This is a genomic window from Chryseobacterium sp. (genome assembly GCF_008831505.1).
Taxonomy (GTDB): Bacteria; Bacteroidota; Bacteroidia; order Flavobacteriales; family Weeksellaceae; genus Marnyiella.
This window is the reverse complement of the sequence record NZ_CP044508.1, coordinates 22,896-45,210: the sequence shown is the minus strand read 5'-3', so window position 1 is coordinate 45,210 and position 22,315 is coordinate 22,896. Positions and strand designations below refer to the sequence as shown.

Here is a 22,315-nt window from a genome sequence, read left to right as displayed (position 1 = left end):
TGATATTTTTGTCCTCCAATAGTCGAATATGTAATTGCAGCTGTAATCTTCCCGTTCTTAGGCACACTCAAAAGTAGAGTGTTTTGTGGGAGAAGGTCACAGCCTTTATTTGCCCAAACCGCTGTGTGGGCCAATTTCAGAATCTTAAACTTCGGATGTGTTATATATCGGTACTTCAAGCAATTTCCTGACTCCTATCTCCTATCATTCACCCTGCTGCAACCAAAGTATCGGAAAGCTCGCGATTTCCGTAACAGTTACAGCATCTTTGTTTAAGTTTTGCATTCTGCAATTTTACCACTCCATAAAAATATGGAGTTTTTCATGAGTGTCAGATATTAAAGATTTAAAAAGAAAAGTCCCGGATGTTTAATCCGCGACTTCAAGGTTTTTGATTTTTAACGTTATCTTTTAATTATTCTTGAGGAGGAATTTCCTGAATTTGTTTCTACTACAACCAGATAAACTCCTTTTGCGACCCCGGACATTGAGATTTTATCAGTGCTCTTAGTACTGATGATCATCTTTCCTGACAAGTCAAAAACGGTAACTGATTTAATTTTACTACCAGATCTTGGTTTTACATTAAAGTTATCATCTACAATAGTAGGAAAAATTTCTGCCGCCGTGGAAGTGTTTGTTTCATTTGTTGCAAGGGCGGATGGCGAAAATCTGTAAACAGTACCGCTTGCAGGTGCAGAGGTAACATATACTTCGTAATTTGGCGTGTAAGCAAATGTTGGACTGCTCCCATTGCCGCTTAATGCATAAGCACTTCCTATAATTTCTCCTGTATTAAAGTCGAATTCGGGATATAAACCGCAGCCAAAACCAGGATCGCCGTCAAAACTTTGCGCGGGGTTGGAAATATTGCTTGCTCCAAAACGATATTCAATAATATTGGAACCCTCGTAAAGCCATAGCTGTATATTGATAAAATCTGAAGAAACATTATCGCTGATAATTTCATTATAAAAGCCCATGTTGCTCCATTCAAGTTTGAAAATTCTGCTTCCTACATTTCCTTCCGTTTTGTAGGAAATATTTGATTGTGAAGTTCCGCTTACGAATCCTCGGTCGGCAGTATCAGCAATTATTGGAGCAAAAATGAAACCGGTATTGGGATTTGGCTGATTTGAAAAGACAACAGTCGGGACAAAATTTGTATCAAAGTGCAACGCGTTGGTATTCAGGTTACCGTTTGCTACGAAGTTGAAACCAATATTCGCTGTTGCGCTAATTCCTGACCACGAAGTCCAAACTGTACCGTTTGTAAGTGAAGTTGAACCCGTTAGTGGAACATAAGGTGATGAAAGCAGACTTAAATTATAGATTTGCGCGTGCATGAACGGCATCAGCATTACTACAAACAGAGACTGTAAAATTTTTTTCATATTATATTTTTTATAGATTGATAGCGCGAAAATAAAACTATTTTTTGAAGAATTTACATAAAATACACCACGTTTTTTTACGAGAGGTATGCATAATATTAATTATTTTTAGTAGCAGTTCCCATTGCAGGGAGTTGCGTTTTGGTAATCTTCTGGAGTTATGGTGTAGGTTTCGATGAATTCATCGTTATACGAAAGGTCAAAAATATTACGAGGATTAACACATGTATTGCAATGATCATAAACAATCTTTCTATCATTCCCGAAAACTATATCAATTTTCGTTAAATGTCCATCATACAAAGCTTCACGAAAACTAAACCCTGTATAAATAGGTACGTCTATTTTAGTTTTCTCAAACTTTCCACCCGGTTGAATACTTATTTTTTTTGTTAATTCAGGAAGTCCGTTACCAGGATTTTGGTAAGGTATAATCTCAACAACTACATTCGTATTATTAGTAATTGTGTATTTGTATGTCTTATCTTCTCCAGCTTCAGTAGGGCAGCTGCATAGAATCGTAGTTAATATTAATAATAAAATTATATTTTTCATTGCATTAGTCTTGCCAATTATTAAACAATTCATCTACATAAATTTCAGTAGGATTGTTGTAATTGTTTTTAATTTTATCCCTCCAGTCATTCCAACTTTTACTACCTACTAAGGCATTTTGTAGTTGTACAGTTGTATATCCTTTTACTTTATCTACAGGATATACAGTTGAGTTATTCTCAACTCTTTGATTAAAATCATCAATCAGGTCATATCCTCCTGAAGTATAATGATTGTCCGCTGCTATCGTTCTGTTTTGATAATTATTAAGATTTGATCCAAAAAAAACCGAATATTGGTTAGCTTGTGTCTTATATCTATAATTGGTCATCAGAATCTCCACTGTTGTAGGCCATGTTTCAAGCAATCTTTTCGTGCTGTTTCTTACATTAATCGGTACGGTGTGTCCGGGAAGGGTTACCCCTTTATGTACTATAAAATCATACGAAGCCTTGTCCAATACAGAATGTAAGCCATGAGCCAATTCATGAATGGTGGTTCCGTATATTTGATCTGATGGCCTTGTCCACATCCGGATTCTGATGGTAGGATAAATTCCAAAAGTAAGCTCATTAGCTGCGTGAGAATATACACCGGTAAATCCACCGCCGTTTACCTCTTTTGCTGCTATTTTCACCTGATGCTGTTTTCCAAAATTGTATAGATGGTTATTCATCGGTGGCGAAATAAGCCCAAACCTGTATCCATAATAGAAATCGTGAGCCGCTTGGTGTATTATTGCATGGTATTCATCATCGCCGCCATTTATGGTGGTGTTCCAAGATTGCTGCTTTACATCAGGCCCTTTTGTTTCAGCTTGAAAAAGTAATCCGTTCCGTATGCTGTAATTATATCTTTCCCACTGAATGACATACCGGGCTTTCCCGCGCACATACCCTGTGGAAAAATTACCGTTGCCATCAGTAATCCCCTGTCTTACCGTAAACCACTGCCGCATGAGGACCTGTGCACCTGTTACCGGTTTTACTCCTGCCACATCGTCGTTTACTTTTATATTCCCGCTGGGATACCACTTTGCTGCAAATATGGAAAACAATCCTCTTGCATTGGGTGCAGGTTCTGTTAAAAGTTCTTCCTCATTTCCAGTTTGTGCAAAAGCGTTGTATAGCAAATGGTAAAACAAATCGGTGGTGTTTTCCACTACATTGGTAATGGCATAACTTTCCATATTTTCCACCCCATCAAAATAAGCATCCTCTTCAGGAATATAAAGATTGCTCAGCACCTCATAATCTACATTAGGCAAGGTTTTACCTACAGGAACAGCAGTATAGTACACCGAAATGGAGTCGGCATCAGGAAGCCTGCTTTCCAAAAAGCCTTCGGCATATTCGCAATCCATACGGTAATCGAAATAATGAATGGTCGAATCCTGCTTCAACAAGCCTACCTCTTCCTCCGTGGAAGGTTTAAATTTCAGGTAGCGGTGCGTTTCCTGTATGGCAAAATCGCGGATAGGGAAATCCGGGTTCTCATCTTTTATTTTCTGTAAGGCATCTTCCATATTCGTCACCGAATACGGGTTTTGTAAAATCAAAGAGTCGCCGGAAAATATACGGGCAGTCATGGTAGAAGTAAAGTTTTCCTCTTTTTCTGGCTCTGGGTTCAAAAATTCGTCCTTACAAGAATTAACCAGCAAACTCGTGGCGGCTAAAAATAAAGAACAAACTGCCGTTAGAAGGGAACTGCACACTGCCTGGTCTTTTGTTTTTTTGTTCATCATTATATTATGTTTTATAACACTAAGCTATTTATTAAAAGCAAACAAAAACTTAACCAAATGTTAATGTTTTGTTAAATGCCACCGGCGATCTATCTCGGTGGTAAATAGAACCGGTACACTGTAAATACCGTCATAAAGTAGAAAGATTATATGAACTGTATGGTGATGTAGGAATGATTTGCAAAGGGTAACAGTATAAGAATGCATTTAGGAACTGTGCCGTATCTGAGTTGTCTAACGGATAGCTCGAGTTTTCACTTACCTGCGGCCTTCAAAAGTGAGAATCAATTCGACCACTAACCTCACTCGACTTTAAATAACTGCTGTTTAGGGTATGTCTTTTCCGACTATCGCAATGTTGGGAACTGTTATGTATCTATCTTCAGCTTTTCCTACAACTGAAGACCTTCAACATTCCACCGGAAGTATCATTTATTCAGGACTTCAATTGTGTTTTACAGGAGATAGTTTCACTTTCTTTACGCCAAATACACTTCAGCCTGCGCTCTGCTTCGGCTAAAAAGTATCTGGCTAAAAGTTTACTATCTCCGTAAAACTTCCCATGCGCTTTGCCTCTTGGCAGCCACCGCTTTTCAATGGAATATATTTTTTTGAAGGGTTTCTTGTGACCGGAACTTTCAGGGTATGTGAAAGCTTGCGGAACCGTAGAACGCAACAGCTGTGCTTCATTCGATTTCCGGTGTTTTTCTGTATGCAAAATTAAAAAGGGCTGTTCTCCTAAAAAAATGAATTTGGGAATCCGTCAGCCGTTTCCGGCTGACAAACCCACCCAAGCCCTGCGGGCAAATTCATTTCGGGCTTTCATTCTATTCCAGTTTTAGTCGCCCTTCCCTTTTTATGGTCATTTAGCAAAGAAAAAGACACCTCAATTAAACGAATAAAGACAACAGCAGTGCGTTCTTTAACATTTCCGGTAAGTTCCTTATTCCTTGGGATAGCCTATTCCGGTCACTTCAAAACCATTCAGTTAAAAGAAAAAACGTGTCCTCATTACCAAATAAATACATAAAAAGATAAACAACTAAATAACTAATTAAATAATAATATTATGAATGCAACAGCCCCCCAAACTCAAAAAAGAAGTTCTAACCAATCTGTTAAAGGCCAAGACAAATTCATTACCCGTATACTTGAAAACCTTGACAAAGTAAAAGTACAGGATTGGGAAGTTTACACAAACTATAAGTTTCAGACTCCGCGCAACCTATTTACTCAAAATGAATATAAAGGATTTAATTTGCTTGCGCTGTATATTGACACACTTACTAACGGTTTCACCAGCAGTTTATATGCAACATTCAATTCCATTTCAAAAGCCGGCGGAAAACTCAAAAAAGGTTCTAAAGGTGTCATAATTGAATTTTTCACCTTCATATACAAACATAAAGAGACTTCAAAAATCTACTCCTTAGAACAAGTAAAAAAGATGTCACCAGCCGATATTGAAAACTTGTCAAAAATGCCAATTATCAGAAATTATGTTGTATTCAATTCTAATCAAATTGAAAATCTGGAAGAACTGAATCTAAATATTGCGACAGAAGAACCGGAGGAACTTGACTTCGAAGAACGTAATAATTGTGAAAAATTCATCAAAGGTCTAACCGATCAGGCATCTTTGAGGGTGGAATATTTGCAGACCGCCCACGGCAGCTATTCGCCGGTTCTGGACATTGTAAAGATGCCGCTTCGAAAATATTTTATTTCAGAGGATAAGTTTTATTCCACCTTGTTTCATGAAATCATTCATTGGACAGGTCACGAAAAACGATTAAACCGAAACCTTCACGAAGGCTTCAACAGCAAAGAAAAATATTCTTTTGAAGAACTGATTGCTGAAATGGGTTCGATGTTACTGGCGCTTCAATTTGGAATTACCAGCGAACTTTTAAACTCGATTCGCTACCTGAAAGGTTGGTCCGACACCAATCCTGCAAACAGGATTGAAAACATTAAAAGCGCTTTCATCCAGTCTAAGAAGTCGAAAAAATATTTAGAACAATTTTAAGCCAAACCCTTCACATTTGTGAAGGGTTTTTTTGTGTTTGAAGAAACAGCAAGCAAATAATTTTAATTTTAAAACCGAAGGATATGCCAACAGTAAAGACTAATTGAGAAATGCAATTTGTACTATTAACAGCAAATTTGTATTTTGACCTTTGATACTAGCTTTTTCGCCTAATAATTTTCAGGAAAATATTTTTCCTGCAGAAAATTTACGTGTTGGAATGGAAAGCAAGAGGAAACGTGTCTTTAAAGACAACGTTCAGGCAATCAGGCACATAGTGCTATGGAAGGGTATTAACTAGACTATAATGTAGCCTATTAAATTTGTAAACAATTTGTTATCAATAAAGTATGGATAAGAAAGTAGACCAAATAACATCCTATTCAAAGAAAATGTATGTTTCAGAACATACATTAGAACAGTTTCGTGAGATAAAGAAAAATCTCCGATTTAAAACCGATAATGAACTTGTTCTGTACCTCATTTCTGAGAAGAAAACAGAAGTGGAAGAGTTTATAAAAATTACCGAAAGAGAGAAAACGGTAGCTGAAATGGAGAAGCACATTTTTGCAAGAATTGAAAGTGTGCAGAAGCGACTTTCTAAATATGCTACCCTGTATTTTGACAAAATAATTGACGGGTATAACCTGCAGGAAAGATCTGTTGTGGAGATCTTAAAGGCAATTAATAATTCAGATTCCGGAGAACAAAAAGTTGCACCCCCAGTAAATGACCAGGTAATCAATAGATTGGAAAATGAAAAAGCTGAGCTTTTGGAAGAGCTCCTGCAAAGTAATCAAACCATACAGAATTTGGAGAAGAAAATAAATGTGATTAAGGCAAGATTCGAATTAAAGTCAGGCGCTTTTTCCAGATCATTTGAAGCCAGGTTGAGTAGAGACGATTTTGAAAAAATATTTGAAGGCTGATGCACATATCCTTTACTAAACATAATCCTGATCTGTCTCCATCCTGTAAAAGCGTGACCGAATATCTTGATAAGGAAAATTACGGCAGGGAGCAGGTGGTGGAGGCTTATTTCCAGGAACTCGAAGATCTTTCCGGAAACAACTTCGATGATAACCTGGAACGGCAGAATTTATTTTTTACCAACGACAGAGAGCAGGAGGAACTTTTTCTTTCACAGGAAGAAGCCACAGATTTGATTGACAATAATTCCGGATCCCGACATCGTCAAACCCAGAGCAACTTTTTCATACTTAATGTTTCCCCTAGCAAGGATGAGCTTGACCATTTAGAAGCAGTTTCAGAAAGGGAATTGGCGAGTAGGGGATTTGGTGAAAAGGAACGTAAAATACTGGATGCAACAGAGCAAGGAAAGTTACAATATGAGATTATTAAGAATGATCTGATGCATCAGATGTTGCGGGAGTATGCAAAGGATGTGATGAGAGATTATGCCGAAAACTTTGAGAGGAAAGTCTATCTTAATCCTGAGAATTTGCCTTCGCAGAAGGAAGAAAAAATTATTAATCAAGAAACCAAAAAAGAACTGAGAAGCTTAGGGTTTCAGATTGGTGACAAAGAATTCGACGAAAATTACCAGAGAGTAAGAGAGGAAAAAGCACGTGAACTGGGCCGGGATCTGCGTATGAGGCCAATGACTGAGCAGGATCTTGCGTGGGTGGGAAAAATTGAGCAAGAGAGGACTTACAAAGCCAATGATAAATGGGTAATGAACAACCGCAAATATGAAAAGGATATCGCCAGGATTCAGCAGAACACGGCCCTTTCATCAAAGAAAAAAGAAGAACAGTCAGAAAAGATTAGGTCACGCATGCACAGGGACGGTGTAACCGGTGAGATCGTGAGGGAAGGTATGAAAAAAGGAGGAAAACAGTACCATATACACATCATAGTGTCCCGATACGATAACTGTCCCAATAGACGATACAAAGGTTCCATTTCACCACTGGCCAATCACCGGAAATCAAAGATGGCAAATAAAAATGCGGTGGTGGGCTTCAATAGAGACCGATTCTTCAGCAAAACGGAAGAAAGTTTTGACCGAAAATTTATGTACGACCGGCCACCTGCCCATAGCTATAAAGGCTATAAAGAAAGAAAGCAGGAAAGAAACCGTACGCACACTACTGTATCCTCAGTTAGTAACTATACCCGCAAAACGGGGCAGGCACTGATTCGGCCTCTCATTGAAGAATCCAAACGAAATACCGGAGTGAATGAGATCAGCAAACTGAACATGCTGAACAACATCAGCCAGGAGTTAGGTTTCCGCATTCCTATGAGTGTTCCGAAGACCCCAATGGAGACTGCAGTAAGAATTATCCGAATGGCTACAGGAAAACTTCAGGACGCGTCACGAGGATTTTAAATACTGCTTTGAAATTAGTAGACAAAATTAAAGGTAAGAACAACCGAAGTTAGATTTTAATATTCAGCACGATAGCATGGAACTTTATGATCTCACATTAAGAAACTGGCTCATTATTATTACTGTGATAATCGCGTTAAGCGTTCTCTTGTTTACGTTATTCAAGTCTAAGAAGATCGTTAACAAAGGGCTGGCTGGGGTTATTTATATTTCGCTTACCATATCGTTCGCGCTGATTTTACAAAATTGGTCGTATACCGTACTTTACCTTTCACTTCCATCCCTTATACTATCATTGGTGTTGTATGCATGGACGTACCGCAAACCTGCCGATCCAGTCTGGGATATAGAGTTTGTAACATCTCAGGGGAAAAAGGTTGTACGGGGAATTCAGCGCGGTGTGGCTATCTTCGGTGCCGCAGGCTCCGGAAAAACAGTATTAATTCACTCCCTGTTTATGCGGCACTTTGCCAAGGCGGGATTCGCAGGAATTATCTATGATTATAAGGACGGGGAACTCACCGAACTTGCCCTGCCTTTGTTTGGAGATAGGTTGGAGGTGATTGCGCTGCATCATCCTGAAAAGAGTATCCGCGTAAACCCGATTCACCCAGATTATATTCACGGTGAGAAGGATGTAAATCAGCTAGTAAAAGTAATTCTGGACAACCTTATCCATACCAGCTCGGCCAAAGGTGATGATTTCTTTAAAGATAGTGCCAGTTCGCTGCTGTCCGGGGTAATGCTGAAGTTCTGGTTTGACCACAAAGAGTATTGTACTCTTCCTCACATCATATCCTTCATCCTGGCTGTAGACTTCAGTATTCAAACGGAACAGCATGATAGATTCGGTGACGATGCTACTGAACAGTTTGCCAAGCTTAAAGCATTTCTGACCTCAAATGTCAGAGTGGCGGTACAGGGATCCACTTTCCTGTTAGGTCTGGGTTCAGCCAAGCAAACTGCATCAGTAATTTCTACCTTGGCGAATGCACTGCGAAAAGTGGCTTTCCCGGAGGCCTTTTATGTGCTTTCAGGCAACGAGATCGATTTTAATATCAATGATGAAAAGGTGAATACTGTAGTGTCGGTGATGAACGAGCCTAAGAGTGCAGAGTTCCTAAGTCCCATTAATGCGACAATAATTCACACCATTACAAAACAGATGATGAGCCGAGGAAGGAAACCCAGCTTTGTTTTGCTGGATGAAGCACCCACAATTAAACTGCTGAACATGGCTCAAATTCCGGCAACGATGAGGAGTTTTGGTGTTTCTGTGATTTATTGTGCGCAGGACATTGTGCAGGGTGTGGTACAGTATGGCCGGGACGGCTTCCGCGAGATTATTGCGAATTTATCTACTCAGTTTTTCGGGAAGGCCAATGATAGTGAAACCGCCAAATTCTACGAGAGTTATTTTGAACTGGTTAAAGAACGAACCAGATCTACTACGAAGAAAGGATCAGACGGGAATCTGTTCAGCTGGGGTGACAAAAGTACTACTGTAGGCGAACGGGAGGTCGCGAAACACCGTGCTCATGAGTTTACCAAACTTAAAGTGGGACAGTTTGCCTTTCTGTCAGATGGAAATAACGAAATAGTAAATATTACTGCTTCCAAAGCGGATAGTCAAGCTATTAGCCCCAAAACTAGAATTAGTGCGCGGCTACTGGATGAAAATTATAACAGAATATTGAGAGAGGCGAAGAGTGTTTTGGAGTGAATACATTAGGGTAAAGGCAATGTTTTATAAATATAGCTCAATATGCCATTCTCAACAAGTTAACTATTTTCAAAACATCTATCGAGCTATAATCGCTGATACCATATTGCGGAATGTTCTACCATACGTAGCGAATATCACCCAAAAGGCTCAATTGAAGTGAAAATGCGCAACTCCTTAAAATCAAAAGAAAGACTCGGCACCCTAATCTTCTGATTCAAATCCTCCTTCAAATATATTCATGAATTTCAAATAACCTTTGAATTTCTTCTTTCTGAAAATTCCTATTGTGAAGAATGTTAGCACCAATACTACGAGTATGCCGATCATAACAAGTGTGTTCATATGTAATTGTATTATAAAATTTATTCAAAAGTACTATGATGTTCTAAAAAAGAACGGTTTGCTTAATTACTTCCCAAGTCGCTATTGACAGAATCAATGTTCAAACTTGCAAATTCATTCTTTCACCTGAAAGGACATAGATTTTCAATTATTTTCAATTCTTTGGTAATGCCCATAAATAAAGGTTTTCAATAATACTGCGGCTCTCCCTGTCAAGTTGTGACGCGATACTTTTTTGAATAGTATATGGTTGACAGCTTAATCTGTTTCAGGTTTATGGAAGACATCAGCGATATCCCCGCTTTGGAAAACTCCTTGCTTAGCAGCAACGAAATGACCTCTGTAATAATGGAGACCTTTGTAATTGGAGTAATGGGTAACAAGAATAATTTGTAAAAAATTCTCTCGGTGTATTAGAACAGATATAAATTTCAGCGACTTTTTTTTGCGGAATTACACAGATACTTTTATCCAATGAATCATAATCGAACTGAAATAATCGTGATTAAATATTATGATTAGAGGATTTGGGAAGAAAGTGACCAGGAAGAATTGCTACTGATTCAATTCTGTGTCGACTTACCTGAAGCGGTGAGTTATTTTCGGAACGCGATACGTTGCTTCACAAACGCGACAATCGTTTGATCTTAGATGAAAATGAAAGCGCATTACTGTAAATTCTAAGGGCACTAAATTAGATTTGCTGAATGTATCTCGAGCGCGAAAATAGTTAACGTTCAAATCAGCCAAAGATTTACTGGCTCCGGTGCTCCCAGTTACCTGATGGATGATTCACATCCAAGATCAGGTTGGTCAGGTCGTATTGCGAACGGGTAAATAAACATAAAAGGCTGTTCCCAATTTCCTGGAAATAGCCTTTTCATTCGGTTTTATGTATATTAAATTATTTTACTAACGTTACATATAAATAGTCCATTACTCCATCGTTATTGTAATCCTGCTGATAATCTACATCTTCAAATTCAAAAGTACCGGAGGTCAGAGTTTTTACGGGGAACAGGTCTCCATCAATATTTAATATTTTTGTCGTTGCATTATACGAATAACTAAACGTTTCTGAGCCCAAATTGACACACCCCGTTCCGGTTCCTGGAACAATGTCAGTTGCAGTTACTGTACCGTTAGATTTAAAATCATAAGTTGATTGTTTAGTACAGTTATCTGCGTTTTCTGTAGATAGCACTGTAGAATTATTGGTACCCGAATAAACTTTCAAAACAGAGGGTTTCCAAACGCCTACCACAGAATTAACAGGTGTAGTGGGATCAACATGATCATCTTCACTGGAGCAAGAAATTAATGTTATTGCGGAGAACACTGAAAAAAGTAAAATCTTTCTCATATTAAATTTAGTTAAAATTAGTTGGTGTAAAACTAAATAAAAAATTGAACTAAGAAAGGATATTTGAAATATGTTATACAATTTGAAATATTGATAATTTTTTTGCAAATGTAGATGTAGTACAACTTTGAAATTTATCGCTTACATTCGATACTGAGCTATCGTCGCTATATTGAGATCGAAGTATAATGCATGGGGGCTAGAAAACAGTCTTGCCGTCTAAAAATCCAAATATGACAACTCTTTAGAATTTTAGGATTAATATTCGTAGTCCTTCCAAAAAACTGCCTATGAGTCGAAAACTCCATAAGATTGCTCAAAGCTCCCGGAACTTCCGTTCAACGGTTTTCATCTCCTGTCCTGCGGACAAGACGAAAGCTTAGTTATTAGCTGTAGCTTCTTTATTCAATTTCATAATAAGGAATAATGTCTTTTGTATTAAACGGTATGAAATAAAAACTATTGCTGCTTTTAGCTACAATTCCATTTTCGGAAATCCAATCAAATTCTTTGGATAAGCTTGTTCCATCTTTAAGCAGGATATGATACTTATTGTTACTTTTATAAATTCCAAATCTTTTATCAAATTCATCTTGAGGAAAATAAACATGACATAGATATTTACTTTTCTGCAATTTAAAACCATGATAATACCAAATTTTCCCTTTTTTTAATGCGATAATTTGTCCAGTCTTAATTTTTGCATAACTATTATATTGAATTGGAATAATCACTTTTCCAGTTTCAAAGTCAATTGCACCATAAAGATTATTTTTTTTTACAACAAATCCGTAAGAATTTACGTCTTCAATAAAATCATAAGAAACCTTTTTGCCATTTCCGAGAATTAAAGTGTACTTACTATTATTCAATTTTTGTATTGTTGGTGGTGGAGTGGGTTCTGAACAAATATTTGGTTTAATGTATTCACCCACTATTTTACTTTCATATAAATCATAAAGAAATTCCTGTCGCACATTGTTTTCAACTCTGAGAAATCGAATAACCGACTTATGAGGATGATTGGTTTCTAATATTTTTTGTAAAATCCCTTGTTGAAATTTTAAATTCCCATTTCTATCGATAATATTGAATGAATTTGAATTTTCATCAAAGACTAAAGCTGAGTTTCTAATGAAAGGATACGCTTCTTTAAATTTTTTGTTGAAAAGTGTATCGTTTGTTTTTAGGTTTACATAAACGAAATTTGATTTTTTGTACGTTGGAAAAATTGTATCATTATTATAGTCCATCGTTAGCTTCGATAATAAATTTTCATCAAAAGGTAACTTCGTTTGACTAAACGAAAAAGTAAATTGGGATACAGTAATCAGTAAGAGGTAATATTTTATTGGCATGTTGGTTTGAAATTACAGCTAACGGTTGCGCATAACGGTCAGTGCCGTAAACTTAAGATAAATATTCTTAGAGAACGCAAATTTGATTTACCTGAGTAGCCTCTGACGAAGCTAAAAAGCAGGCGTTGCCGTTATGCAATGTTAGCGAACGTTCTTTAATCAGCAATACTTTCCATTAGTGCGTCATACTGAGGTTGATCTGAGGTCTGAATTTTTCCAATTACCGCAGTGGCTATTTTTCCGATGGCATCTACATCGATTGGATCTAGACCTCGATCAAAATGATCTCCGAGATGCGAATATTCATTAATAACTCTATTTACCAAATTAATTGAAATTTGGTCGCCGTCAAAGAATTTGTTTAATCGTTGGTCTAAAGTCAGAACATGACTAGGAAACTTATAAAATAGATAAGCTTCTAAAAATTTTCTCATATTATTTCCAAAATTATATTGGTAATGATGGGAAATAGTTTCAGCATCCGATATTGAACATTTGTAAATTTCGTTGAATAAATAATTGAATTCTGTGATGTAATTTTTTAGATAAGCCGGTGCCAAGTTCATTTTAGTGTTTCCTCTACCTCGGCGCTCAATAATAAAATGTTGTAGTGAGGCAATTTTTTTCTCTGTTGGAATCGGTTGGTATTTATCTGGATAAGTGATTTTTTTTAAATATTTCAAAAAATCTAAATTGTGTGTTGAGATAAATAACTGGCCATATTTTTTTTGTTTTGCAATTACGCTCTCGATTAAGCTGAACATAAAGAAAATATGATTACTGTCGAGGCTCGATATTGGATCATCGATATAAATTATAAGTTTATTAACTGTTAATTCATCTTTCATTTCATCTTCTAACTTGGCAATGAAATAGCAAAAGGAAATTAAGCTAGATTCTCCTTCGCTTAAATTTTTTGCATCATTTCCTTCGCGTACAATTTTAAATTTAATATTTGGCGCTGATCCTTCCGCAACCAATTTTAATTCGTCGTGTCCAAAAAAATGATTTAAATGCTGATTAACTAATTCAGCACCTTTGCTTTCATCTTTAGCCTGTGCTTCTAAAATTCGCCGTTCATCAATTAATTTTATTATTTCTTGTTCAGTAGCTTTTTTAATAGACTCTAAGCCCGCTAATTCAATTTCAAGTGCAGAAACCTCCTTAAGTACATTATGATAATCAATGGTGTCAATAAATGTGGAGACCTCCGAAAGGCGTAACTCCTTTTTGGCTTTTTCCTGATCACTTGACAGTGAGCCAGTTTTGTCGTTATGCTTTTGGATAAGTAAATTAAAATCTTTTATAAGCTCTTCTAATTGAGGAGTCACATCTTCAATTTCCGTTAAATTTTGTTCTTTAAAGATATCTTTATCGCGTTTTTCTAATTCAATCACAAGTTGATCAATAGACTTGACAAGAAGTTTTACTACTGATTTCCATATTTTTAGTGTATCGTCAAATTCAGAAGCCAGGGTTGCATAAAATTGATCCTTTTGAACTGTTATGCGATTCTCAATTTCAACTTTGAAAGTCCCCAGCTCATTAATAAGCTTTTGAAGGTTACTACGAAGAGCCTCAGACTCTCTACTAAAGTGTGCGTCAAGTTTTTCCCAGATATTTGCAGGCAGTGTATTTCCACAAAAACCACAGTTGGTTCGTTTGTTTCTATGTTTTTCAATTCCTTGCCGTACCCATTCTTGAAGTAGAGCATCATTTAATAATTCAGATATTGGATTACTGACCGTAATTTTTTGGGAAACTAATTCACTTGTCTTCGTGAAATAGTCGGCGAATTCAATATTGATTTTCTCCAGATGTGATATGCTTCCTTTAGAATCTTCCTTTAATAATAATTTCCTTTTATCAGTTTCTTCGTCGGATAATTTTGTCTTATCAGTAATATTTAAAATATCACCTTTAATCGTATTTATTTGATACGTTGGATAATTAAAGGTTGCCGTGTTTTTTATGTTTTGAGCTTTCGTCCGTAGTTTGCCATCAAGATCATTTCTTCTAATATCAACTTGTTTTTTTTTATCTGTAAATAATGCTGTTGCGTTGGACAACTTATTAAACATTCCAGTGTTCTGCTCTGCATTTCCAATTTTCTCTTCAATTTCTTTTATTTGACGGTCTAATTCTACATTCTTTGCCCCTAAAATTGTGAACGGTTTTATTGTTCCGTCAATATTATGCAGCCAACTTAAGTTTTCAGCAACAAAATCAGTGTTATAAACTCTTATTTTATTGTCGGGACCGATTGCCTCTAATGAATTATGTGTGACAACAGTTCCATCTGTTAACACGAGAGAAAATTTACAGTCGCTATAATTACAATGAAGTTGACCATCCTCAACAGATTTAAAAATTCTTGAAAGTGTCGTTTTTCCTGAATAATTTCTCCCATAAATTATATTGACAATCCTAAAATTCTCCGCACTGCCGATACTAGAATCCCAGACGTAATTTTTAAAAAGGCCGAAATTCTCAATGTTAACTTTTTTAATCATCGGTGGTTTTTTAGAATGTTCTCAACTTGCATATATGTATGACAAAAGTATACATATACAACCCACAGGCGGGAGATATGTATGATAAAGTGATACTTATCTTTCAAATATAAATAAATTAAGACGGTAGTACTATAATCCTGTCCATACTCTGCACTGTCTTTCCCGAATATTTATTGAGTCTTTTTATCACGAATGCTGCCAAGGTATAGCACTAAGATCTGAATGCCCTCATACAGCGACCTAAAAACTTCATTTGCTCTACGATTATTCTTTCCCCCTGATAATAATTATTAAAACTTGTTAAAAAAGTAGCGTATAGTTGGAAAAAATAATATATTCGTTGCATAACAAGGTATTGATATGTTAAAACGTAAAATCTTTTTACCCCTATTTACATTCGGATTTTCGGCCTTAAGTTATGCTCAGATCAACTTAAAAGGACCGGCTCAGCAACTTGCCAGTGAAATAAAAGGGATCTTTCCTTTTGTGGCTGTTGTCATCTTTATTGTGGTGGTATTCGTTAATCTTGGCCACTTTGTGAAAGACAATGGTGACTGGCGAAAGGGAGTAACCAATATTGTACTTTTTGCGGCTATTCTGGGGGCAGTGGTAGGACTTATCAATTATGTGGGAAGCATAAATTTAAACTAGGATATGGATGAAGAAGGTAAAGAATCTGAAAGGATATCGACAAAAGCCTACCATTTATGGCCTTAACACCCTCGGCTTTTTGGTAACCACCATTGTAAGCCTCTTTTCCATTCTCTCCTTTCTTTCCGGAATTTCCCTTTTCAAAGTTATACTGGTTGCAATAATCATTGCCGTAACCTACTTCACCTCTTTGGTCTTATCGGCCAACAAAACGATTAATGAGTGGCTTTTTGACGAAAAGCTACCGGAAAAGTTTTCAGATGATGAATAAGGTATTTCTACATATTGAAGATAACAAAGCCGTTGGAACGAACGGCGTTTTTGCCATGGGATATGAATTTGATCTTGCAGAAAAATATACGCTGGGAGCTGAGGATTATGAGGCTCTGGACGATCTATGGAACCGTGCTCTTAAGGAGATGCCATCGGGCTCAATTTTCCTGAAACAGGACATCTTCCTGCAATCTGAATTTGATACAAAACACTTTCCGGCCGGAAACTACCTGCAGAAAGCTACAAAGAAGTATTTCAGTCAGCGGCAGTTTCTGTCTCACCGTTGCTATGTGTTTTTCGTGCTGCCTCCAGGTGATATATTCACAACAAAGATTACCAATCCCTTTAAGCGATTGAACAGGAAGAAATTCGAAAGGTATGACGACCAAATCAACCATTTTGTCAATACCGTGGATCAGATTATTGCATTTCTGGGTAACGCAAAAATAAATAGTGGAAAAGCGTTGTCGATTACACCGCTTACAGCAGAAGAAATGTTTAAACATTACGACTACTATTTTAACAATTTCCAATACGATTTTGTTACCGACCGGGAGCTGAAAGGTGGATACATCCAAATTGGTGATCGCATGCTGGGGGCTATCTGTACCCGCGACGAAGAAAGTATGCCGCAAAAGTTCAGTGCGCTGCATGCCGATCGCGAATTCACGACGGCTAAGTACAAATTCTTCCAGAATATAGGAGATATGTTTTCGTTCGGGCTGGACTTCGACCATGTGTACAACCAAATAATTTATTTCGAAGATAATCAACAGCAGCTTGCTAAACTGCGCAAGCGGCATGATTTACTGAAGAAATCTGCGAGCTTCGATCCTAATAACAAGACTAATGCTGAAAAACTGGATGTACTGATAGAGAGTATTGCACATGATATAGACAGTGAAAGAATTATAAGGGGACATTTCAATATTCTGTTCCTCGCAAACAGCGAGTCAGAAATCAGGCGGTGTAGAAATGCAGTTATAGAACGGTTCCGTAATATCGATGTAAAAACCCGGCAACCTGTTGGAAACTTTTTGAATTCTGTTTTTTGTAATTCATTCTACCTGTTTTCGCATTGCTTCTCCGAGAAACAGATGTTCTATGGGAATCTAAGCCTGGCAACGCTCTTTCTGAACAATTGTACCAATTATAAAAGTGATCAGGCTGGGATATACTTTAATTCGCGGATTGGGAATGTTCCGGTAATTGTTGACAACTGGGATGAAGAAAAAAGATATGTGAGAGCGAGGAATTTTATGATTTTCGCACCTACAGGATACGGTAAATCGTTCCTGGCCAACCATATTTTTAGGCAGGTATTTGAAGACCATGCAAGGATTGTAATAGTAGATTTGGGTGGATCCTATCGAAAACTCTCTGCACTGTATCCGCAGGACAGTGTATTTGTTCATTACAGAGAGGGAGAAGCTATTGGACTTAATCCCTTTGATCTGCATGATGAAGAAATTACGGCGTCCAAAATAGAAGACCTAACGGAATTTGTACTTACCCATTACAAAAGAGACCGTAAGGCCAGCGAAAATGAAAAGACCGCTTTGCGGAAGATCATTGAAGCCTATTACAAGCAGGGTGGAGAACAAAGCCTTTTGAAGTTTATTGGGGCTGTACGGGAGAATAAGGATACACTGCTGGATGACCTGCAAATAAAGCCGGAGTTTTTTCATATCGAAGAATTTCTCTTTGTCATGTCCGAGTTTGAAAACGGAGGTATCTACAGTTTTCTTTATTCTGATGAAAGCAATGCAAATCTCACGAGAATCAGAGACAAAAAGATCATCGTATTTGAACTGGATGAAGTTAAAGACAATGAACTGTTGCTGTCCATCATGCTGCAGTTAATCTCATCAGTAATCAACGAGACGGTCTGGAAAGACAAAAGCACACGCGGATACATTTTCTTTGATGAAGTGGCCAAGCAATTTAAATTCAAGGGAGTTTTGGAGAAGATTGAATACTTCTTCCAAGCCGTCCGAAAACAAAACGGAGCGATTGGGATCGTTCTGCAGGCGGTCTCGCAACTCCCTGAGACTGGAGAATCGGGGCAGATTGCCAAGACCATCATTGAAAACACGCAGGTTCTTTATGTACTGAACGCAAAAGATTACCGGGCACTACAAAGCCGTTTCGGAATGAGCGAGCATGCCTTCAACCAGATGAGTTCTCTGACCTCCGACTTTGAAGGGGAACGCAAGTATTCAGAAGTTTTTATTATGAGGGGCAACCACCATCAGGTATACCGATTGGAAGTGCCCGAGCAGGTGTACTGGGCGTACCAGACCGAGGGTGCTAAAAATGAAGAACTGATGAAAGTGTTTGACGAAGTGGGCGATATGGAAACCACAATAAATAATTACATCAACCACAAAAATCAATATGCATGAGGAAGACGATATTAGTACTGATGATGATTATAGGAGGTCTGCTATACGGCCAAATACCTGTAACCGACGCTACGGCAAATGCCAATCTGGGAATTCAGATTTCGCAGTCCACACAGCAGCTTACCCAATTGCAGCAATCCTATAAACTGATGAAGGAGGGGTACGAAAAATATAAAAAGGTGAATTCGTATGTCCGGCAAATGGGTCAGCTTCAAAACATGATTAACCATCAGAAGCAAGCCATAAACAACGCCAATTTATGTTTGCGTAAAGCAAAAGGCGGCAGATTCAGTCTGAAAGAAGTGGAGACCAACCTCCGTCAAATTTCCGGGAGTGTAAAGACGGTTAAGGCCCTTCTTAACGATAATCTTTTTGAAATGACCGACGGTGAGAGGATCCAGATTATGGAAAACGAATTAAAGAAGGTAAAAACAGCAAATGCAGAAATAAGAGTGAAACTTATTAAGATGAGCTATTAAAATATGGATTACTCCTGGCTGATAGACCTTAATAAACTAATATCGGGCACTACCCTATTCAGTGTCACTATTGTTGGTGCCAAAAGTTTAGCCATGACAATCATTCTGATCCGAGTGGTAAGCAATTTTCTGATTACCGGTGAGAATCCGGAGGCACCTAAGATAGGTGGCATAATGAATATCATTGGTTACGGGTTACTCATTGTGGGATCAGACTGGATCGTAAATGCTATAGAAACGATGTTTGCGGGGATAGATTTAAGCCTCACAACACCACAGGCTCTGCCAGACGGCGCAATTGAACAGTATTTATCTAAGATCGAAGAAGGCGTTTCGGAAATGGATGTATTTGATAAGATGTCGTTCTATATTTCGTTGCTCCCTTTATATCTAACCGCTGGGCTGATGACTTTCTTTCAGGAACTGCTTCGCATTCTGGATATGGGTGTAGTAGGAATGTATCTAGTGCAGAGAGTATTCTTGCTTCAGCTGTTTAAGGTAATCTTCCCCTTTGCAATTGCTTTTTCCACTATTAAGAATGACCCGGATATGCTGCTTCGATGGGTTAAAATATACATAGGCCTATTTTTTTTGGGAGTTGCCTATACCGCGATATTAAAGTTTACGGATACCATATTCACATTTGTACAGGAGCGCATTGGGCTAACCATCAATCAAATTAATTATGATACTGACTTACGGACGCTCTTTGGTTATTCCATAGGTGCGCTGCTGATATCATTCATGGTGAAGTTTTCACTCTTTGCCATAGTGACCAGGGAGGTAAGAAACTTTTTTAATTAAGAGCAAATGAAAAATGACAAAGCAGAGATAAAAATCGGTAAGGACATTTACAGTGAGATGCGTAAGAACCACCGGACGGTTTGGGGGGTGGTCATTGTCAGCACTATTTCAGTTCTTTCAATGCTGTATGTATCCCTGGCTATTTACTCAGACAGCACCAACAAAATATTCACTATCAATAACAGCGGAGATCTTATTCCGCTCAGTCTTGTTTCTAGCCGAACAGACAAGGTAAAAGTGTTGAAATCCAACGCAGATTATTTTGTCAAGAATTTTTATGATCTGGATCAATACAGTATTAAAGAGAAAAAGGAAAAAGCTCTTTGGCTCGTTGGCGAACAGCCGACCAAAATTATAAAGGACAAAGACAATAAAGGTTATTACAATGATTTTCTTTCCATTAACGGCTTGGTGCAAAAGGCCGAGATTCTTCCCGACAGCTGGAATATTAGCAATATTGATGACAGCCCGAATCTGGATTTTTCTGTCCTGGTAAAAAGGGTAAACGGAAGAAATGAAGAATTCTACAGGGCGGATGTACAGATGCGAATGACTAAAGTGAACATCAACTATCCTTACAACCCGTTTGGTTATCTAATAACCAATTTTGTAGAAAACCTTGTAAAGGTAGACCCTCCGACCGAGCAACAAATACAGATCCAGGACAGTATCAGGAGAGAACATATTAATCCTACAATTCGGTGAAGATGGAAAAGATAAAGCACTTTTGGAGAGGTAAATCCGAATTGGAAAGACGGAAGATCATTGTGTATTCGGTGGCGGGTCTGTTTTCCTTTCTACTTATTCTTGGAGTTGTAGCCTGGAGCGGAAGCGATGGAGAGACAAATGTGGCTGAAATAAGCAATCCGGATGCAGTGGAAGCAAAAAAGTACAATAGTAGAACGGAAGCCAATCAGCTGGGAAGAAAGGACACTATGTCGCTTAATTCCGCCCTTGATCACCTTTTTGGCGATTCCAGATCAGAGGGATCTAAAGATGCCTTGTCTGATATTTCTGGAGGTACTTATCAGGAATCAACGTATTCTGAACCCGTGTACAGCGTTCAGCCCTCCTCGGCCGCACGTTCAGGAGGAAATAATTATAATTCCCACAGCACCTATGGTGATTATTCTATGTGGCAAGGGCAGGAACCCAAGAATAACTCCATTGGCTACACTGAAATAAGGAACTATCAAGCTCCCAAAGAAGAAACAGTCTCCCCGTTATCTGATGATCAGCATCCTGTTAAGAATAACGGTTACGTGCAGTCCTTTTCATCTTATCCTTCGGAAAAGAGAATAACTGATGGTAAACAGGTACGTGCAAAACTTATATCGCATGGATATGCGACTCCGGGCAGAAGTCTGTCTTTTGTCCTTCTGGAGCCGGCTGTAATCAACAATGTGGAAACAGCAAAGGGACAGATTGTAACTGGTGTTGCCAGCGAGAATAACGGCAGACTGGATGTTAATTTCTCTACAGTTAAGATCAAAAATAAGATTATCCCCGCCCAACTCCAACTCTATGGCTCAGATGGTATGTTGGGACTCCCAATTTCCGGAGGTATCAGCAGTGATAATACAACCAGTTCTGTGGGTAACAGAGCCCGAGATATGGTAGGAAACCAAGCGAGCAGGATACCGGTTCTGGGCGGAATAATAGGTGGAACGATAAGCAGTTCCGGAAGCAGATCTTCCGATAACCGAATCAAGCTTTCAGCGAATATTGAATGTACAATTGTAGTTTTTTAGTAAACCATGAGAAAATTAGCCATAATTCTTTTTTTTAATTGTGCCGTTTATGGTATTGCGCAGCAAAACCAAATAGGCTCAACCACTGGAAAGGACTCCGCGGGGTCTCCAGATACTTCTCAAAAGCATGAAATCATAGCCAGAAATCTCCTTAAGGAAAGGGGCTGGATCAAGAACAGAAACAGCGCATTGGTTCGGGGCATTGAAGGATATGTGAAGGGTGTTTATACCGGAGCGGACAAAATATATTTACTGTTTGAGATTCAAAACAGGAAAAATATAAGCTATGATATTGAAAGCATTTCGTTTATCACCAGTCCTCTAGAAACAGGGAGACGAGAGATTGAGACGGAAGAGAAAGTATATGTCCCAATTTACACTAACCAACCCCAAACTATAGGTAAGAAAAGCTCGCAGAAAATAGTTTATGTCTTTGACAAATTTACCATTGCCGACAATAGAAATCTCCTGTTCATTATGACGGAAACTGACGGTGAAAGGACAATCGTTTTAACGGTGACTCCAAAGCAAATTTCGCAGGCAGAATTTGTAAATTAATAATAGTAAGA

General features: G+C 38.1%; 19 protein-coding genes. 13 read left to right on the top strand and 6 right to left on the bottom strand.

What is annotated here, in order from left to right:
- Positions 1-404 precede the first annotated feature (404 nt).
- The 3 genes from F7R58_RS12810 to F7R58_RS12800 form a co-directional block, all read right to left on the bottom strand.
- Positions 405-1,394, bottom strand: a complete 990-nt coding sequence (locus F7R58_RS12810; RefSeq protein ID WP_158065569.1) for a T9SS type A sorting domain-containing protein — start codon at positions 1,392-1,394, stop codon at positions 405-407.
- Positions 1,395-1,502: 108 nt separating this feature from the next.
- Entirely contained in the window at positions 1,503-1,949 is a 447-nt protein-coding gene (locus tag F7R58_RS12805; protein ID WP_158065568.1) for a hypothetical protein, read from the bottom strand.
- A gap of 4 nt (positions 1,950-1,953) precedes the next feature.
- Positions 1,954-3,693, bottom strand: a complete 1,740-nt coding sequence (locus tag F7R58_RS12800; RefSeq protein ID WP_158065566.1) for a hypothetical protein — start codon at positions 3,691-3,693, stop codon at positions 1,954-1,956.
- 1,069 nt (positions 3,694-4,762) lie between these two features.
- On the opposite strand from F7R58_RS12800, the gene F7R58_RS12795 reads away from it, so the two are divergent.
- The 5 genes from F7R58_RS12795 (at position 4,763) to F7R58_RS12990 (ending at position 10,542) form a co-directional block, all read left to right on the top strand.
- Positions 4,763-5,722, top strand: a complete 960-nt coding sequence (locus F7R58_RS12795; RefSeq protein WP_158065565.1) for a zincin-like metallopeptidase domain-containing protein — start codon at positions 4,763-4,765, stop codon at positions 5,720-5,722.
- Positions 5,723-6,072: 350 nt separating this feature from the next.
- Entirely contained in the window at positions 6,073-6,651 is a 579-nt protein-coding gene (locus F7R58_RS12790) for a hypothetical protein (protein ID WP_158065563.1), read from the top strand.
- Positions 6,651-8,078, top strand: coding sequence for a DUF5712 family protein (locus F7R58_RS12785; protein ID WP_158065561.1), 1,428 nt, complete (start codon positions 6,651-6,653; stop codon positions 8,076-8,078). Before F7R58_RS12790 ends, F7R58_RS12785 begins: the two co-directional genes overlap by 1 nt.
- Positions 8,079-8,226: 148 nt before the next feature.
- Positions 8,227-9,801 (top strand): type IV secretory system conjugative DNA transfer family protein, encoded by a 1,575-nt coding sequence (locus tag F7R58_RS12780; protein ID WP_187695288.1) that lies wholly within the window; start codon positions 8,227-8,229, stop codon positions 9,799-9,801.
- Positions 9,802-10,392: 591 nt separating this feature from the next.
- The gene (locus F7R58_RS12990; RefSeq protein WP_187695287.1) at positions 10,393-10,542 is read left to right on the top strand and encodes a hypothetical protein; all 150 of its coding nucleotides are present in this window, start codon (positions 10,393-10,395) and stop codon (positions 10,540-10,542) included.
- Positions 10,543-11,050: 508 nt separating this feature from the next.
- On the opposite strand, the gene F7R58_RS12775 is transcribed toward F7R58_RS12990, so the two are convergent.
- The 3 genes from F7R58_RS12775 to F7R58_RS12765 form a co-directional block, all read right to left on the bottom strand.
- Complete coding sequence (locus F7R58_RS12775; RefSeq protein ID WP_158065557.1) at positions 11,051-11,509, bottom strand: lipocalin family protein; 459 nt, start codon at positions 11,507-11,509, stop codon at positions 11,051-11,053.
- Positions 11,510-11,910: 401 nt separating this feature from the next.
- A complete protein-coding gene (locus tag F7R58_RS12770; RefSeq protein ID WP_158065555.1) occupies positions 11,911-12,762 on the bottom strand; it encodes a hypothetical protein in 852 nt (283 codons plus the stop codon).
- 260 nt (positions 12,763-13,022) lie between these two features.
- Complete coding sequence (locus tag F7R58_RS12765) at positions 13,023-15,380, bottom strand: AAA family ATPase (RefSeq protein ID WP_158065553.1); 2,358 nt, start codon at positions 15,378-15,380, stop codon at positions 13,023-13,025.
- Positions 15,381-15,743: 363 nt separating this feature from the next.
- On the opposite strand from F7R58_RS12765, the gene F7R58_RS12760 reads away from it, so the two are divergent.
- The 8 genes from F7R58_RS12760 to F7R58_RS12725 are packed head-to-tail and all read left to right on the top strand — an operon-like array spanning position 15,744 to position 22,304.
- Positions 15,744-16,034: a hypothetical protein gene (locus F7R58_RS12760; protein WP_158065551.1), complete on the top strand. Its 291-nt coding sequence runs from the start codon at positions 15,744-15,746 to the stop codon at positions 16,032-16,034.
- Between the two features lie 7 nt (positions 16,035-16,041).
- Positions 16,042-16,305, top strand: a complete 264-nt coding sequence (locus F7R58_RS12755) for a hypothetical protein (RefSeq protein WP_158065549.1) — start codon at positions 16,042-16,044, stop codon at positions 16,303-16,305.
- Positions 16,295-18,712, top strand: a complete 2,418-nt coding sequence (locus F7R58_RS12750) for a TraG family conjugative transposon ATPase (protein WP_187695290.1) — start codon at positions 16,295-16,297, stop codon at positions 18,710-18,712. Before F7R58_RS12755 ends, F7R58_RS12750 begins: the two co-directional genes overlap by 11 nt.
- Positions 18,709-19,191 (top strand): hypothetical protein, encoded by a 483-nt coding sequence (locus tag F7R58_RS12745; RefSeq protein ID WP_158065545.1) that lies wholly within the window; start codon positions 18,709-18,711, stop codon positions 19,189-19,191. Before F7R58_RS12750 ends, F7R58_RS12745 begins: the two co-directional genes overlap by 4 nt.
- 3 nt (positions 19,192-19,194) lie before the next feature.
- Positions 19,195-19,995 carry a hypothetical protein gene (locus tag F7R58_RS12740; RefSeq protein ID WP_158065543.1) on the top strand — a complete coding sequence of 267 codons (801 nt, stop codon included), beginning with the start codon at positions 19,195-19,197 and terminating at the stop codon, positions 19,993-19,995.
- 6 nt (positions 19,996-20,001) lie between these two features.
- Entirely contained in the window at positions 20,002-20,700 is a 699-nt protein-coding gene (locus F7R58_RS12735) for a hypothetical protein (RefSeq protein WP_158065541.1), read from the top strand.
- A gap of 2 nt (positions 20,701-20,702) precedes the next feature.
- Positions 20,703-21,746 (top strand): conjugative transposon protein TraM, encoded by a 1,044-nt coding sequence (traM, locus tag F7R58_RS12730; protein WP_158065539.1) that lies wholly within the window; start codon positions 20,703-20,705, stop codon positions 21,744-21,746.
- 6 nt (positions 21,747-21,752) lie between these two features.
- Positions 21,753-22,304 carry a DUF4138 domain-containing protein gene (locus tag F7R58_RS12725; protein WP_158065537.1) on the top strand — a complete coding sequence of 184 codons (552 nt, stop codon included), beginning with the start codon at positions 21,753-21,755 and terminating at the stop codon, positions 22,302-22,304.
- The last annotated feature ends 11 nt before the right edge of the window (positions 22,305-22,315 follow it).